At 41.5% G+C, this 16,620-nt stretch carries 17 protein-coding genes; 10 read left to right on the top strand and 7 right to left on the bottom strand.

Features of this window, described 5'->3' with window-relative positions:
• The first annotated feature begins 7 nt into the window (after positions 1 to 7).
• The 6 genes from ABTP35_RS08375 to ABTP35_RS08350 all read left to right on the top strand — a co-directional run bounded on the left by ABTP35_RS08375 (position 8) and on the right by ABTP35_RS08350 (position 3,233).
• The gene (locus tag ABTP35_RS08375; RefSeq protein WP_224835695.1) at positions 8 to 373 is read left to right on the top strand and encodes a cupin domain-containing protein; all 366 of its coding nucleotides are present in this window, start codon (positions 8 to 10) and stop codon (positions 371 to 373) included.
• A gap of 18 nt (positions 374 to 391) precedes the next feature.
• The gene (locus tag ABTP35_RS08370; RefSeq protein ID WP_293297351.1) at positions 392 to 1,324 is read left to right on the top strand and encodes a 2-hydroxyacid dehydrogenase; all 933 of its coding nucleotides are present in this window, start codon (positions 392 to 394) and stop codon (positions 1,322 to 1,324) included.
• Between the two features lie 58 nt (positions 1,325 to 1,382).
• Positions 1,383 to 1,841, top strand: coding sequence for a DUF1801 domain-containing protein (locus ABTP35_RS08365; RefSeq protein ID WP_224835697.1), 459 nt, complete (start codon positions 1,383 to 1,385; stop codon positions 1,839 to 1,841).
• Positions 1,838 to 2,224, top strand: coding sequence for a VOC family protein (locus ABTP35_RS08360; RefSeq protein WP_252078797.1), 387 nt, complete (start codon positions 1,838 to 1,840; stop codon positions 2,222 to 2,224). Before ABTP35_RS08365 ends, ABTP35_RS08360 begins: the two co-directional genes overlap by 4 nt.
• A 53-nt stretch (positions 2,225 to 2,277) precedes the next feature.
• Positions 2,278 to 2,664, top strand: a complete 387-nt coding sequence (locus ABTP35_RS08355) for a TM2 domain-containing protein (RefSeq protein WP_224835699.1) — start codon at positions 2,278 to 2,280, stop codon at positions 2,662 to 2,664.
• Between the two features lie 77 nt (positions 2,665 to 2,741).
• Positions 2,742 to 3,233: a GNAT family N-acetyltransferase gene (locus ABTP35_RS08350; RefSeq protein WP_293297358.1), complete on the top strand. Its 492-nt coding sequence runs from the start codon at positions 2,742 to 2,744 to the stop codon at positions 3,231 to 3,233.
• Here ABTP35_RS08350 and ABTP35_RS08345 read toward each other — a convergent pair.
• From ABTP35_RS08345 to ABTP35_RS08335, 3 genes are all read right to left on the bottom strand, one after another.
• Complete coding sequence (locus ABTP35_RS08345; protein WP_224835701.1) at positions 3,230 to 5,050, bottom strand: lysophospholipid acyltransferase family protein; 1,821 nt, start codon at positions 5,048 to 5,050, stop codon at positions 3,230 to 3,232. The genes ABTP35_RS08350 and ABTP35_RS08345 overlap by 4 nt on opposite strands.
• 77 nt (positions 5,051 to 5,127) lie before the next feature.
• Positions 5,128 to 6,378 (bottom strand): aspartate kinase, encoded by a 1,251-nt coding sequence (locus tag ABTP35_RS08340; RefSeq protein ID WP_293297362.1) that lies wholly within the window; start codon positions 6,376 to 6,378, stop codon positions 5,128 to 5,130.
• A gap of 25 nt (positions 6,379 to 6,403) precedes the next feature.
• Entirely contained in the window at positions 6,404 to 6,886 is a 483-nt protein-coding gene (locus ABTP35_RS08335) for a GNAT family N-acetyltransferase (RefSeq protein ID WP_224835703.1), read from the bottom strand.
• Positions 6,887 to 6,998: 112 nt separating this feature from the next.
• On the opposite strand from ABTP35_RS08335, the gene fbp reads away from it, so the two are divergent.
• Positions 6,999 to 8,006, top strand: coding sequence for a class 1 fructose-bisphosphatase (gene fbp / locus ABTP35_RS08330; RefSeq protein WP_224835704.1), 1,008 nt, complete (start codon positions 6,999 to 7,001; stop codon positions 8,004 to 8,006).
• On the opposite strand, the gene ABTP35_RS08325 is transcribed toward fbp, so the two are convergent.
• Entirely contained in the window at positions 8,003 to 8,431 is a 429-nt protein-coding gene (locus ABTP35_RS08325) for a TerB family tellurite resistance protein (RefSeq protein ID WP_224835705.1), read from the bottom strand. The genes fbp and ABTP35_RS08325 overlap by 4 nt on opposite strands.
• Before the next feature lie 98 nt (positions 8,432 to 8,529).
• Here ABTP35_RS08325 and ABTP35_RS08320 point away from each other — a divergent pair, with 98 nt between their 5' ends.
• Together ABTP35_RS08320 and pdeM are read left to right on the top strand one after the other, a co-directional pair.
• Positions 8,530 to 10,992 (top strand): ligase-associated DNA damage response DEXH box helicase, encoded by a 2,463-nt coding sequence (locus ABTP35_RS08320; protein WP_293299108.1) that lies wholly within the window; start codon positions 8,530 to 8,532, stop codon positions 10,990 to 10,992.
• A gap of 145 nt (positions 10,993 to 11,137) precedes the next feature.
• Positions 11,138 to 11,770 (top strand): ligase-associated DNA damage response endonuclease PdeM, encoded by a 633-nt coding sequence (gene pdeM / locus ABTP35_RS08315; protein ID WP_224835706.1) that lies wholly within the window; start codon positions 11,138 to 11,140, stop codon positions 11,768 to 11,770.
• Positions 11,771 to 11,817: 47 nt separating this feature from the next.
• On the opposite strand, the gene ABTP35_RS08310 is transcribed toward pdeM, so the two are convergent.
• The 3 genes from ABTP35_RS08310 to ABTP35_RS08300 form a co-directional block, all read right to left on the bottom strand.
• Positions 11,818 to 13,800, bottom strand: coding sequence for a DUF3352 domain-containing protein (locus tag ABTP35_RS08310; RefSeq protein ID WP_293297369.1), 1,983 nt, complete (start codon positions 13,798 to 13,800; stop codon positions 11,818 to 11,820).
• A 72-nt stretch (positions 13,801 to 13,872) separates the two neighbouring features.
• The gene (locus ABTP35_RS08305) at positions 13,873 to 14,532 is read right to left on the bottom strand and encodes an aspartate kinase (RefSeq protein WP_224835708.1); all 660 of its coding nucleotides are present in this window, start codon (positions 14,530 to 14,532) and stop codon (positions 13,873 to 13,875) included.
• A 53-nt stretch (positions 14,533 to 14,585) separates the two neighbouring features.
• Positions 14,586 to 14,945 carry a YraN family protein gene (locus ABTP35_RS08300; protein ID WP_252078792.1) on the bottom strand — a complete coding sequence of 120 codons (360 nt, stop codon included), beginning with the start codon at positions 14,943 to 14,945 and terminating at the stop codon, positions 14,586 to 14,588.
• 169 nt (positions 14,946 to 15,114) lie between these two features.
• On the opposite strand from ABTP35_RS08300, the gene ABTP35_RS08295 reads away from it, so the two are divergent.
• Complete coding sequence (locus ABTP35_RS08295; RefSeq protein WP_252078791.1) at positions 15,115 to 16,611, top strand: DUF1800 family protein; 1,497 nt, start codon at positions 15,115 to 15,117, stop codon at positions 16,609 to 16,611.
• The last annotated feature ends 9 nt before the right edge of the window (positions 16,612 to 16,620 follow it).

The following is a 16,620-nucleotide window of genomic DNA, read 5'->3' as shown; positions in this document are numbered from 1 at the left end:
TCTTGCCATGAAACCCATCAACCTAAAACAAAAACATGCCGAATTCTCCGCACAGTGGCATCCGCATCAAATTGCCATTGTGGACGATATGCAGGTGCTTTTGGCCAAAATACAAGGTGAATTTGTATGGCACGCCCATGAGAACGAGGATGAATTGTTCCAAGTGATCAAAGGTACCCTCTACATGCAATTTCGAGATAGGACCGAAGTGGTGAACGAAGGTGAAATTATTGTGGTGCCCAAAGGAGTGGAACACAACCCCAAGACCAAAAACGGCGAAGAGGTACAAGTACTCCTTTTTGAAAAATTGAGCACCGCCCATACTGGAAATGTCCAGCACGAAAAAACACAGACCCACTATCCAAAAATATAGGAATTGTATATTTGATTCATGAAAGTTCTCCACCTCGATACCAATCATGAGCTGCTAATTGAACAATTTGCCGAGCTCGGTTTCCAGAATGATGAAGATTACACATCGACCAAGGAAGAAGTCGAAAAAAAAATCCATTTATACGATGGAATCATTATCCGAAGTAGGTTTACCATAGACCAACAATTTTTGGATAAGGCCACCAACCTTAAATTTATTGGAAGGGTCGGGGCCGGATTGGAAAATATTGATACCGAACATGCCAAGTTCAAGGGTGTTTTTATGGCTTCTGCCCCCGAAGGCAACCGCAATGCGGTAGGTGAACACACACTGGGCATGTTGCTCGCCTTATTGAACCAAATGTGCAAGGCCGACCGACAGGTACGAAAAGGCAAATGGAAACGGGAGCAAAACAGGGGCTTTGAACTGGAGGGCAAAACCGTGGGCATTATCGGATATGGCAATATGGGAAAGGCTTTTGCCAAAAAACTAAAAGGATTCGACGTCGAGGTAATCTGCTATGATATTATTGGAGGAGTTGGGGATGAAAATGCGCGACAGGTCGGAATCATGGAATTTCAACAACGCTCGGACGTAGTGAGTTTACACGTACCGCAGACCGAGTCGACCACCGGCATGATAAATTCAGAATTTATCGAGGCGCTCCACAAACCGTTTTGGCTTTTGAACACGGCTCGGGGAAAATGTGTTGTAACCAAGGATTTGGTAGCCGGGCTAAAATCGGGCAAAGTACTTGGAGCCGGGCTCGATGTGCTGGAATACGAAAAAAAATCCTTCGAAAACATGTTTGTTCAAAAACCCAAGGCCTTTAAATACCTGCGCAAGGCCAACAATGTGTTATTGACTCCCCATGTTGCCGGGTGGACCGTGGAGAGCAAAGTAAAATTGGCACAGACCATTGTTGATAAAATCAAGGAGAGATTTTGTTAACTTTATAAGCCTTATCCATTCAACTTTTGGCTCTGGCAATCCCTAAAACTGATAAATTATGACGATAGATGCCAAAACACCGGAAGAGTACATTGAAAAACTCCCGGAAGAACGAAAACAAGTCATTTCCCGACTAAGAGAAGTCATAAAGAACAATCTCCCTGCTGGTTTCGAAGAATGTATCAGCTATAAAATGATAGGGTATGTAGTGCCCCATTCCATGTTTCCCGGCGGCTATCATGTGGATCCAAAGTTACCCTTGCCCTTTATCAACCTTGCATCACAAAAAAACTTTGTGGCACTATACCATTCCGGAATATATGCGGACAACAGTTTACATGATTGGTTTGTTACCGAATACCCTAAGCATGTGGACACCAAATTGGATATGGGCAAAAGCTGCATCCGATTTAAGAACATTAACAAAATACCTTATGATCTCGTTGCAGAGCTTTGCCAAAAAATGACCCCGCAACAATGGATCGGTTTGTATGAACAAAACATTAAGAAATCATGAAAAACAGGGTAACTGGATTGGGGGGCTTTTTTTTTAAGAGCAAAGACCCAAACAAAATCAAAGATTGGTACAAAAACCATTTAGGACTAAATACCGACCAATATGGCTGTACCTTTTGGTGGAAGGACAAGGAAGGCAACGATTGTTCCACCCAATGGAGTCCGATGGACGAAAAAACCGAATATTTTAAGCCTAGCGAAAAACAGTTTATGATGAACTTTAGGGTTGAAAATTTGGAAGAACTTCTAAAAACCCTAAAAGAAGAAGGGGTTACGGTGGTTGGTGAAATAGAGGAATACGAGTACGGAAAATTCGGATGGATTTTAGACCCCGAAGGCAACAAGTTGGAACTTTGGGAACCTGTTGATAAAGCTTTTCTATAGGTATTGATTTATTTGCTACTTTTAACCCTCATTAACCAACACATTAAATAAACATGTCAGAAGAAAAAAAGGACTTTGGTGACAAAGCGGAAGAAGCAGCCAAAGAATTTAAAGAAGAAGCAAAAAAAACCACGAACGAATTCACCGAAAATGCCAAAGAAGCTTTGAATTCCGGTGACAACAAGAAACTTTTAGCCGGAATATTAGCCATTGTACTTGGACAATTAGGGGTTCATAAATTTATCCTAGGCTACCAAAAAGAAGGTTTCATAATGTTGGGAGCTACTGTTATCGGATACATAACCGCTTGTTTTGTTGTGGGAAGCTTCATTGTTTTAGGTGTAGCAATTGTTGGACTTATTGAAGGTATCATCTATCTTACCAAATCTGATGAAGAGTTTTTTAACACTTATCAAGTGGGTAAAAAGCCTTGGTTTTAAATTTTTAAAAAACCAGTATATCTGGTTTTTTTTATTGCCTTATTAATCGTAATATCACAATAATAAAAGCCGACTTTATGAAAGTGCGAAATATGAAGCCCTCGGATTGGAGCAATGTGTCCGATATATACAGGGAGGGGATTTCCACAGGATTTGCCACTTTTGAAACACAACCGCCCTCTTTTGACCAGTGGGACGAAGCACATGTAAAAGACTGTAGGTTAATCGCTGAGGAATATGGTTCTATTCTGGGCTGGGCAGCGCTTTCGCCAGTATCGAGCAGATGTGTTTATGGTGGTGTTGGTGAAGTAAGCGTTTACATTGCCAATGCAAGCCGAGGTAAGGGCATTGGCCAATTATTGATGCAAAAATTGATCACCGAAAGTGAAAAAGCTGGCTTTTGGACCATACAATCGGGTATTTTTCCTGAGAATATGGCCAGCATAAAACTTCATGAAAAAGTTGGCTTTCGCTACATTGGCAAACGAGAAAGAATAGGTAAGATCAATGGTATTTGGAAAGACAATTTATTGTTCGAAAAACGCAGCGATTCCGTAGGTGTGGACTAATCCACTTCAACGGTTCCGTTACCTTCGGCCACTTTACGCTCCAATTCAGCTTGAAACTCTTCCATAACCGGCTTTACCGTGCTCTCCGGTAAATCCGCAATTCGAATGTACATTAATCCATCCACCGAATTGTTGAACAATGGATCCACATTAAAAGCCACTACCTTGGCATTTTGTTTAATGTACTTTTTGATCAATACCGGTAACCGTAGGCTCCCCGGCTCTACTTCGCTGATCAATTTATCGAATTTGTTAAGATCGGCCTGGGTCTCATCGAACACAAACTCCTTATCGGCATCTTTCAACTTTACCTTAAATTCCTTTTTTGGCCTAATATATTGTGCCACATACGGATCCCAGTAATTGGATTTCATGAACTCGATCATCAGGGATTTGGAAAAATTGGAAAATTGGTTGCTGATACTCACTCCTCCTATTAAATACTTGTGTTCTGGATGCCTTAAGGTCGTATGCACGATTCCTTTCCAAAGTAAAAACAACGGCATGGGCTTTTGTTGATATTCCTTCACAATATAGGCCCTTCCCATTTCTATGGATTTCTCCATCATACCGTACAGTTCGGGTTCAAATCGGAAAAGGTCCTGCAAATAAAAACCGTCTATTCCGTAGTTTTTAAAAATATCCGAGCCCAAACCCATTCTATAGGCGCCAACAATTGCTTTGTTATCGTTGTCCCACAAAAACAAATGGTGATAGTACGAGTCGAACTTATCCAGATCAATGGCATTGTTTGTTCCTTCGCCTACTTCCCTAAAGGTAACCTCGCGCTGGCGCCCTATTTCGTTCAAACAAAATGGCATATCCTTGGCCTGGGCCAAAAACACTTCATAGTTTTTACTCTCCAACATACGGCAATCCTTCTCCCGTAGTTTGTCAATTTCACCTTCCAACACTTTGGCATTGATAGCTGTTGCAATTTTCTTTGGCGGTTTTGGAATTTTTAAAGAGGTAGGAACCTTATCCAAAAACCGTTCTTTTTCGAAAACGTTGGCCAACAAATAGGTTTTTTTTCGCAACAACTCGGTAAAATCCTCCAGAGTTTTCTCTTCATTTTGCGTATTTACCGATATGGGCTGACCTATCCTTACTTTAATGGGCCGCCTACTTTGCGATGTTAGCTCCGAAGGCAATTTGGCGGTGCGAAATACATCGGCAATCTTGGACAACCGGTAGAACAAATGGCTGTTCCTTGCATGAAAATAAATCGGGACCACGGGCACCTCTGCCTTTCTTATCAGTTTAATGGCCGCTTCTTCCCAAGGTCTATCGACCACCAAACGACCATCTCGGTAGGTAGATACTTCTCCTGCCGGAAAAATACCCAATGGATGACCATCCCTTAAATGTTTCAAAGCGTTCTTAAATCCTATAATACTGCTCTTGGCCTCTTTATGGTTTTCAAAAGGGTTCACTGGCATTATATAAGGTTTCAAGGGCTCGATTCGATGTAACAAAAAGTTTGCGATTATTTTAAAATCGGACCTTTCCTTTAAAAGTAGTTTTAATAAAAGTACCCCATCCACACCTCCCAAAGGGTGATTGCTGATAGTGATATAGGGACCGGACTTGGGCAACCGTTTTATATCCTCTTCCGGAATCTCAAAATCGATCTCGTAATGCTCCAGAATAGTGTCCAAAAATTCGGGGCCGGAAAGGTTCTTGTTTTTATCGTAAAATCTATTGATGGTGCTGATCCTGGTGGCCACCATTAATAGCCATCCTACAAATGTGCCCAAAAAGCCATATTTGTCCAGATGGATAACTTTTGCCACCTCTTTAGCCGTAACCAAGCCCATAAAAATAATATTTAGCTACGGTAAAGATAGAAAATTAAGCCTATTGCCCTCAGCGACCCAATATTATCCCCAAAGGTTTATTTAACAACAAGTTGAACCGTTTCTTTGCCTCTTTGCTCCACCAATACGGATTTCCCATTCTGCAACGATTTGACCGAATCACTGTTAAAATGACGTATGGTGTATAGGGAAACATCTTCGTGGCACACGACTTTGAACTTGCGTTTTAATTCTTCCAACAATGGCTGAAGCCCACGGAACTTGTTGTCCAAGCAGACAGAGAAGCTAATGGCAGAATTCTGGATAAGATCTACCTTAAGTCGATGATCGTGGAAGAGCTTAAAAATTTCACTGATATTATCCTCAACAATAAAAGAAAAGTCGAGAGACGACAGTTTTAACAAAACCTGGTTCTTTTTTACAATAAAGCATGGGATCTTTGGCTCTATACCGTTCCCTTTTCCAACTATGGTACCGTTATCCTTGGGCTTTACAAACGATTTAACCTGTAAGGGTATTTCTTTTCTTTGTAAAGGTTGCAGGGTTTTTGGATGAATTACAGAGGCCCCGTAAAAGGCAAGCTCAATAGCTTCGCGATACGAAATTTTTTCCAAGAGATGTGTTTCCTCAAAATTCCGGGGGTCCGCATTCAAAACCCCGGGAACATCTTTCCAAATAGTCACCGATTCGGCATTAAGGCAATATGCCAAAATTGCTGCCGAGTAATCGGAACCTTCCCGGCCCAAGGTGGTTGTAAAGTTATTGTCGTCGCTACCTAAAAAACCTTGGGTTATGTTCAATTTGGAGCGATCGACCAAAGAATCCACCTGTTCTTGGGTGCGCTCCCAGTTTACCTGTGCATCCCTATAATTGGTATCGGTTTTTATCAAAGTACGAACATCCAACCATGTATTGGCAATACCTATCTCATTTAAATAGGCACTCACTATTGTTGTAGACAATAATTCGCCATAGCAGACAACTTGATCGTACACGAATGCATATTTGGGTGATTTGTTCCAAGTTAAAAAACCTGTAACCTCATCGAACAACACTTTTAATTTCCCATATACCGGATGTTCTGGATTTTTAAACAAGTCCGATACAATGGTATGATGATACTCGATAACTTCTTGAATGGTTTCCTTTACATTTCTTTTATCGTTAAAATAGCATTCCACCACTTTTTCCATGGCATTGGTCATTTTTCCCATGGCCGATACCACTACCAAGGTATCCTTATGGCCAACCTCTTGCAATACGTTGACCAAGTTTTTTACCGCATCGGCATCTTTTACGGATGCTCCTCCAAACTTAAATATCCTCATGTACTTTATCTTCTAGTTTTCTGGTCTAGTCCAGACGCTCCAAATAATTTTTGATTCCTTCTTCGTCCAAATGCACCACATCCCAATCCCGCAGTACATTGGCTCCTTTTTTCTCATAAAAATCGATGGCCGGTTCGTTCCAATCCAACACTTCCCAACTGATTCGTTTTACACCGAGTTCGGCCCCATACTTGACCACTTGATCTAATAATGCAGTTCCCAGTCCAGTTCCTCGCATATTCTCGGAAACAATAAGGTCCTCCAAATGGATTACGGGACCTTTCCAAGTAGAATACCTTGGGTACACCAATGCTATGCCGACAATTCCTTTTTCGGTTTCTGCAACAAAACATTGAAACATTTTTTGTTCACCAAAACCATCCTTGACCAAGTCGTCTTTGGTCACTTCTACAGCATCTGGTTCTTTCTCGAAATCAGCTAGTTCCTGCACCAAATTCAGTACCTGTTCCATATCCTCGATGCGAGCCTTCCTTATTGTATATTCCATAATTGTTACAAATAAAACTCAAAGTTATAAAAATACACAATTAAAGATTCTCGAAAACGTTGTAGTTTCACAAAATGCCCGATATTTGTCCTTAAATAAAACATCCTTTCCTATGTTTGACAAACAACGGCTCACCATGGGTGAGTTCATCATCGCCAATCAAGAATCTTTTCAATACACTTCTGGGGAATTATCAAGACTGCTCAACGGTATTCGTTTAGCCGCCAAAGTAGTTAACCACGAAGTAAACAAGGCCGGTCTCGTGGACATTATCGGTGCTGCGGGAGAAACGAATATCCAAGGGGAAAATCAACAAAAATTGGATGTACTTGCCAACGAAAAATTTATAGAAACACTAAAGAATAGAGAAATAGTTTGTGGTATAGCGTCGGAGGAAGAGGACGACTTTATAAGCATAAACAGTTTTGACAAACAACACCAGAACAAGTATGTGGTTCTTATAGATCCTTTGGACGGTTCTTCCAATATTGATGTAAATGTATCGGTCGGAACCATTTTTTCAATTTATAGAAGGGTAACTCCTGTGGGCACTCCGGTTACTTTGGAGGATTTTCTGCAACCCGGCAAAAACCAAATCGCTGCCGGTTACATAATTTATGGCACCTCTACCATGTACGTGTACACTACCGGACATGGGGTAAATGGATTTACCTTGAATCCTGCCCTTGGAACTTTTTACCTATCGCATCCCAACATGCAATTCCCGGAAACAGGACAGATCTATTCTGTGAACGAGGGAAACTACATTCATTTTCCGCAAGGGGTTAAAGACTACATAAAATATTGCCAAATGGAAGAAGGCGACCGCCCATACACCTCAAGGTACATTGGCTCATTGGTTTCCGATTTTCACAGAAATATGATCAAAGGGGGAATTTATATGTACCCTAAAAGCAGCAAAGCGCATAACGGAAAGCTACGTTTATTGTACGAGTGCAATCCAATGGCGTTCTTGGCCGAACAAGCCAATGGCAAAGCAAGTGATGGCTTTAGAAGAATCATGGACATCCAGCCCACGGAGTTGCACGAACGGGTACCATTTTTCTGTGGAAGTAAAAAAATGGTTGAAAAGGCAGAAGAATTTATGGCCAATTACTAGCTATCTCTCTTCACCAATTCGTGATAATCCTCAAACGGAATTTTTCCGGTAAAAATCTTGATGGATTTATCGATGATGTTAGCAGCGGTCTTTGGAGAAAAGCCCAAACCTACCGCATACTTTTCCACTATTCTTCGCTCTTCATCATCAATATCGTGATCGGAGAAAATAATTTGAAAAAATTCAAATAGCCTTTTGTACCTCTTTTCACCACTGTGCGGAGTTTCGATAGGATATTTATTTTCCTTCTTCATTACCTCCTTAAATTCCTGATCGCTGATATTTAGCTTAAAGGCAAACTTTTTAAGGACTTCCATTTCCTTCTCATTGATTTCTCCATCAACAGCAGCCAAACTTGCCAAAGTGGCAAAATGGGCCAGGTTTTTTCTTTTTTCCCCGTGCTCGTAAAGATCTAAAATTGGCATATCTGAAATTTTGTGGCACAAATATAAATCTTATCGCAAAATTGAAGGCACAAACCCAGTAAAGAAATTCGTATTTTTCAATCCAAAGCATCTCACCACTGAAAGAGTCCGATCTGTTCCATATAGCCGAAAAATGGTTCCAAGAACAAAAATGGCAGCCGTTCCCTTTTCAAAAAGAAACATGGAAAGCCTTTTTGAACGGCAAGCACGGTCTGTTAAATGCCCCGACCGGAAGCGGAAAAACCTATGCCCTTTGGTTTCCGATCGTACTCGATTACATCAAAAACAACCCAGAGTATAAAACCACGCACAAGAAAGGTCTAAAAGCTATCTGGATTACTCCATTGCGAGCGCTCTCGCAAGAAATCAAACAATCGGCAGAACGGATAACCCAAGACCTGGGCACACAAATGAGCGTCGGTATCCGAACCGGGGACACTTCGGCAAAGGATAGGGCAAAAATGAGGACCAACATGCCCGATCTTTTGATCACCACTCCCGAAAGCCTACAACTTTTACTTTCATCCAAAGGGTACGCCAAAACTTTTAAAAACTGCTCTGCTATTGTGGTGGACGAATGGCACGAACTTTTGGGCACCAAACGAGGGGTGCAAATGGAACTGGGCATTTCCCGATTGAAAACCGTATGCAATCAACTTCGTATTTGGGGCATATCGGCGACCATAGGTAATTTGGAACAAGCTCGGGAGGTTTTGTTGGGCCCTTCTACCCCCGAACTGGACAATTCGATACTGGTAAAGGCAGACCTCAACAAAAAAATTACGGTAAAAAGTATTGTTCCCAAAGAAATGGAAACCTTCCCGTGGCGCGGACATTTAGGGTTGCATTTATTGGATGATGTGATACCCATTATCAAAAAAAGTAAGACCACGTTACTTTTTACCAACACCCGAAGCCAATGTGAAATCTGGTTTCAGAAAATATTGGAAAAATATCCCGAATTCGCCGGGGAAATAGCCATGCACCATGGCAGCATAAACAAGGAAACCAGACTCTGGGTAGAGCAGGCCATTCGCAACGAAAGTCTCAAGGCCGTTGTCTGTACATCGAGTTTGGACCTTGGCGTGGATTTTGCCCCTGTGGAAACGGTGATCCAGATTGGAGGACCAAAAGGGGTTGCCCGTTTTTTGCAACGCGCCGGGCGGAGCGGACATCGACCTGGAAAAGAAAGTGTTATCCATTTTTTGCCCACGCACGCTATTGAACTGGTGGAGGCTTCGGCCATGCAAAAAGCAGTACTCAACAATGCTGTGGAAGATCGCATCCCTTACCTGAACAGTTTTGATGTCCTACTTCAATATTTGACCACCTTGGCCGTTTCCGATGGGTTTTATCCTGTTGAAATCTATCCCGAGATACAACAAACGTTCTGTTATCAGAGCCTATCGGAAGAACAGTGGCAGTGGCTACTCAATTTTTTGGTAATGGGCAGCCAAAGCCTAAAGAACTACGACGAATACAAAAAAGTTGAAATTGAAACAGATGGTAAATTTAAAGTAAACAGTAGGGCCGTTGCCATGCGCCATCGTTTCCAGATCGGAACCATTGTTGGGGACGCAACCATATCGGTCCGCTATCAAAAGGGAGGGTATATCGGTAGTATTGAAGAGTACTTTATCTCCAAATTGAGTCCTGGGGATGTTTTTACCTTTGCTGGTCGAAATTTGGAGTTTATTCGAATAAAGGGGATGTCGGCACACGTGCGCAATTCCAAAAAAAAGACCAACAAAGTACCCAGTTGGATGGGTGGAAGACTGAGCTTTTCAGCAAAAATGTCCGAACTATTACGGCAAGAACTCTACACGGCCGAGTTGGAGTCTTCAAAACAATCGAAAGAAATCCGGGCATTGCAGTCAATGTTCACCAAACAAAGGGAAGAAAGTCTAGTGCCCCAACCGCATCAATTTTTGATAGAAACCTTTGAGACACGAGATGGTCATCATCACATGTTTTATCCGTTCGAAGGCAGGGCCATCCACGAAGGCATGAGCAGCCTGTTGGCATACCGTATCAGTTTATTGAGCCCGATTACCTGCTCCCTGGCCTTTAACGACTACGGTTTTGAATTACTTTCGGACAGGAAAATCGATATTCAGGAGATTCTGGACAATAACCTTTTTACGCCGGAACATATGTTGTCCGATCTTCAAAAGAGTTTAAATTCCAACGAAATGGCGCGTAGAAAATTTAGAGATATTGCCGTAATCAGCGGCATGGTCTTTACGGGCTACCCCGATAAAGGAATAAAAATGAAACACCTGCAAAGTAGTTCAGAATTACTTTTTGATGTTTTCCGTGATTTTGAAGACGATAATTTGTTGTACCAACAAGCTTTCACTGAAACTTTTGAGCATCAATTGGAGGAAGGAAGATTACGTTTGGCACTGGAACGGATCACACAGCAAGAAATAGTCTGGAAAAAATGTTCTCAACCTACACCACTATCTTTCCCGATCATTACAGATCGGTTGCGGGAGAAGCTGTCCAATGAAAAATTGGCAGATCGCATTAAACGAATGGTGGAGAAATTGACCAAATAAAGTTCGAACACACTCACATGGCCCGGACATTTAGCGTAGTCGAAGAGACAAAACACCGCTTCTGATCGATAATTTTTAAAATAGTTTCCGCACTTGCCCCTCTCGTTTCAAAATTACAATTGGTTAAATTTGTTGCTTCGTTAGAATGATCGAAAAAATCCAAATACAAGGCCAAGAATTTCATCTACACCCTTTGGGTGGATTGTTTTGGGTTAAAAAATCCATATTGCTGATCAGTGATGTACATTTGGGGAAAGTATCCCATTTCCGGAAATTTGGCGCCGCCGTTCCTCGAAAGGCAATCCATAAAAATTTTATCCTTTTAGATCAAATCGTGGCCGATTTTCAACCCTTTCAAATCTGTTTTTTAGGAGACCTCTTCCATTCTTCGTTGAACAAGGAGTGGGAGTTGTTTGAAAACTGGGTGGGCAAAACACCTTCGGAAGTTGTGCTGATTACAGGAAACCACGATATTATCGCCCCCGAAAAATTTCAAAACGTGAATGTCTCCCAATTTCAGGAGCTTGCCATTGATTCGTTTTTTTTTACACACCATCCGGAAGATCGCAAAGGGCTCTTTAATTTTTGTGGGCATATACATCCTTCCATAAAACTAAAAGGGCCAGGGCGGGATTACGTTAAGTTGCCTTGCTTTTTTAAATCCGAGAACAAAATGATATTGCCCGCTTTTGGACAATTTACTGGAACCCATGCCCTAAAACCTAAAAAAAGCGATGATGTTTACGCCATTGCAGACGACTGCATATTCAAAATTTGAAAACCTCATCAAAAAATTACCAAAGTAGTGGGTAAGCTATTAAAGGATCAGAACCTTTTTTTATGCACTTGCAATCCGTCCTCATCATAATAACGCCATGTGCCCACCTGTTCATCTTTACGAAAACGACCGCGAATTTTTCTTGTACCGTTGGTGTAGAACTCTTCGTACTTGCCATGTTTTAAACCATCCTTGAGCTCCACTTGGAACCTAACGTTTCCGTTGTTGTATTTTTTTATAAATGTCTTCGCATTTAAATCGTTCGGATATATGGGTTTCAGGTTAAAGACCGCATCTGTTGTCTGGGCCGTCGCAGTATTTTTACTTTTAGATGTTGCATTGTTACCGGTTATTGGCAAGACCTGGTGTTTTTTCACCTTCTCAACATCCTCATACTTTAGCACCAATCTATTTTCGAACAAATCATCTTTCGGCGATAATTGTAATCCAATCTGCGGAAAACAAATGATAAAATCCTTGTTCTTGCGCATTTTCTGTTTGGTTGGCGCATCGGCCAAAGCATACATATTATCAAACAGCAAAGGCACATTACTATATATAAAAACAGAAGATTCGGGATCGAATTTCTGATTAAAATCAATGTACTCACTGGAAGTTGCCAAAATTTCGCCTTCGGTAACCTTTTCTATTATGCCCTTTAGGGTATTTGGGCTATCGCTAAAGACCACATAATCGTCGATTTGGGTAAAGTAGGGTTTATCGAACTCATTAAATCTGCCGCCCAGTAGCATTTTAAAAAATCCTTTGATGGACAAAAAATTAATTTCGTACCCCTTGTAATTAACAGCTTTGAACTTTACCGGTGTTTTTTTGCGGACCTGCTCCACCACAAAATCCAAGTTGGTCCTAGCCTTATCGGCATTATTGGTTTTAAGGACAAGCGCTAGATCATTTTTTCCTTTGGAAATGTGAGATTGTATCTGAAGTAAGGCCACCTCGTCCCCTATCCAGCTCACAAAATTTTCCTTGATATCGATTTTTAGGAACTTTTCCACTTTGGCTATGCCCTTTTGGTAACTTTCAAACTGTTCGGGGTCGCTTTGCTGGACCATCTCAAAATTTTTGTAGAACTCGGAAAAGCTATCAAAACCATAGCTAACATAAAGCGCTGTGCTATTTGGGGCCACTTCTGGTATGGAACGTTTTGCCTTTCCCGATTTTTGAAGTGCCTTAAGGTAATATTCGTTTACCGAACTTATGTTGGTATATCCGTTGGCGGTCAGTGTGCTGTTCTTGTCCAAATCAAAATAGAACCCAGAAAACAAAAAGTTTTCACTTACGCGCATTACCCAGTCGGACGGCCGGTCGGAATACATTTTAATGTAATCGTCAAAAAAATGGTATTGGACATACAACCGGAACAGGTCCTCGTGCCCGACTTTTTGATTGATTTCCAAAAAATTGAGGTTCCGCCCCAACACTGGCTCCATATATTGATCTATTGAAGCTTCTACCAATGTGTGCGTGTAAGAGGCCACCAATTGATTTTTGATGAAGGACAAATGCATGGTTTCCTTGCTATCGCGATCGTGAACTTCCAATATCTCGTGTTCCTGATAGGTACGTTTGCTAAGCACATAGCCATCGTCCAACAGTGTGTTCAAATATGTCTTAAGCAATTGTAGCTTGGCTATCCGTTTTAAGTCCAGTACATAAAAAATCCCATAGTCTTTGGGGGATATCATATGTACGGATATGAACAGGGAGCGATTGTCAAAAAACTCGAACAGTTTATGATTATCATTAAAAACAGTATCTACCCTTTGGATATTTTCTGTAAGGTCTGAAAAGTAATCGTTCTTTTTAAGATGGTGCCAGGCTCTGGACTTACTAACCTGTTCCCAACTTTCCACGGGCTTTTCCGATTCAACAATAAAAACGGCATCCTTTGGGATAAGGTAGATGGATTGAAGATTTGTCTTGGGGGATAGCACAAAAACATAGGCCAGATAGCACAAATACAGTACAATTAGGCCTAAGAAACCGTAAAAAATCCGTTTTTTGGTCATTTTTCCAAAAAGTGTCTTTTTCTAAAACGATAAAGAATTGATTTTAGTTTAGACACAGAAAAGTTGACCTTATTATAAGGATTTTAGATCTTTAATGGTCTTGAAGGCAACATCCACTTGTTCATCGTTCACCAAAATGGTAAACTCGTTTGTAGTGGATATTACTTCGTAGAGCACAATGCCTTCCCATGCCAATCGTTGAAAAATAAAGTAATAAATTCCTGGTACCGATACGTTATCGGACGGCAGTTTAACGGTAATCGACGAAAGTCCTTCGGCCTTTTGCGTACAGCGCTCCATTTTAAAGTACTTTTCCACGATACCGTCCATTGTATTGCTGATCACAATGTTGATTTCGTTTACACCGCGCGAAGAAGTATAAAACACATCTTGATTGGCATTGACTTCTTCCAAGAGTCGTGCTTGTTGTTGTAAAATAGTATCGGAGGCCAAAAACGTATAGTCGGATAAATTAGATCTAACGGTAATTTCCCCAATATTCTTGAGCACTTTTACAATCTTGTGTGTGGCCCTAAACTCCAGATCGTCCGAAAGCCGTTTAAGAGCCATTACAATAGCGCCATCTTTAACATCTTTTCCAAGTTCTTCTGCAATTTCCGGTTTTATTTGTCTGGATAAAGAAGTTAAGTTAATGATCCCTTGTGCCAGTGCTGTTTGCAAGAACGGCTTTTTTTTGATGTAGTGCTCAACTACGGCAGATATTGTTTTCATTTCTGGTTAGAGTTTATTCAAAAATAACACATTGTTATAAAACAAACAAATGGTTAAAAATGATAGAAAGCACCTTCAATGTGTTCAATTTCAAACTTCTGCCCTCTTTTTACAACGGTAATCACATCAAATCTAACCTCCACATCCAAATCATTTTTTTCGATATACTGGTTTGCCGCCATGGTCAAAAGTTTAATTTTTTTAGTGGTGATCACCGTTGAGATATCTTCCAAAAAACCCGTATTTCGGGACTTTACCTCCACTATTGCCAAAACATCGTCCTTTTGGGCAACAATATCGATCTCGGCACTGAGATACCGATAGTTACGATGACATATTTTGTATCCCTTCCCCTCTAAATGGGCAACGGCCTTCTGCTCCCCGAGCATCCCAAATGTGTTGTGTTCAGCCATATATTTTGTAAAAATGTAAATTTTTTGTGCATTTCGTCGAAAAATTTGGTAGTTCGTGGACTTAAGAACGTTAAGATTGTAATTTGTTGGCTCAATTGAACCACACCAACACTAGCATAAACATATAGTTGCCCCAAAACTATGTACTTAATAAACGCCAGACATTGCTATGGAGTACTTTATCAATTGTAATTCCTCAACTTTGGCACCGTACACTACTCCACTGGACGAGTTGCGTGCCGCCCATTTGTACCGAAGGCTAGGTTTTAGTGCCCCGGTGCAAACCATTGCTGCTGCTGTTGGACAAACAGCTGGCCCACTCGTGGACAGCTTGGTGGACCAAGCGCTTGCCGCTCTCCCGATTCCGGCCCCAGCCTGGGCAGACTGGAATAATGCCGATTACCCTGCCGATGACGATTTGGCTCGGCAAATGCGTAGAGCCCACATCGAAGAGCTTACCACAGCCTACGGAAACGCCTTGGCAAACAACGAACTGCTAGATAGATTGAGCTTCTTTTGGAGCAATCACTTTGTAACCCAATTGGAAACTTATGATTGTCCACAGTTCCTTTTTTATTATCTCAATTGTTTACAACGAAATGCGCTTGGCAACTTTAAGACCTTTACCAGTGAAATCGGCCTTACCAGTGCCATGCTCTATTATTTGGACGGTGTAAGAAATCGAGGGAACAACCCGAACGAGAACTATGCCCGAGAGCTATACGAGCTGTTTACCTTGGGAGAAGGAAATAATTACACCGAAGAGGATATTATCGAAACCTCCAAAGCATTGTCCGGTTATACCGAAAGAGGAGAAGAAGGGTGTACCCAGGTCACTTTCGACCCTTCGGAATTCAATACGGACAACAAGACTATTTTCGGGCAAACGGGCAATTGGGGCTATGATGACGTAATAGACATACTGTTTAACCAAAGACCCGATGAGATTGGATGGTTCATCTGTAAAAAACTTTATGAGTTTTTTGTCCATCCAGATTCTACAAACGATGATGGCGGGATTGCTCCACAGATTATCGACGGTCTGGCACAGACTTTTATCAATAGTGGCTTCGAAATTGCCCCTGTACTCCGTCAACTTTTTAAGAGCCAACACTTTTTCGACGAAACTGCAATAGGTGTAATCATAAAAAGTCCGGCCGATCTTTATTTCAACCTATTAAAAGAAACTGGGTTTACGTATGACGATGGCACCATACTGAACATGATCGATTCCTGTTCGTTGATCGGACAGCGTTTTTTTCAACCGCCCGAAGTGGAAGGCTGGCAACGTGATCGGACCTGGATCAACACTAATTTTATAATTGGACGGTGGTTGACCGTTGAGATGTTCCTGCAAAGGTTTTATCAAGAAAATCCCGAACAATTCAGGGATTTGGGTCTCTCGCTTTCTGGCAATGCCGGGCTCACAAGCAACAACCCAGACGAAGTGGCCAGGCCCATTATCGATAAATTTTTACCAAAAGGCTTACTCACCGATGCCGACTACGATAGAGCATTTATAGCGTTTAGGAGCGATGTGGACATAAATTATTACGAAGGCGGAACAACGCCTTCGTGGACTTTACTTGGATGGGAAACAGGACCGTCTCAAGTTTATCTTCTATTGCGTCACTTATCCCGCGAGCCCGAATTTCAACTCAAATAACCCCACACC

The sequence above is a fragment of the Flagellimonas alginilytica genome (assembly GCF_042134605.1).
In the GTDB taxonomy this organism is placed as follows: Bacteria; Bacteroidota; Bacteroidia; order Flavobacteriales; family Flavobacteriaceae; genus Flagellimonas; species Flagellimonas alginolytica.
This window is presented reverse-complemented; position numbering and strand designations above follow the sequence as displayed.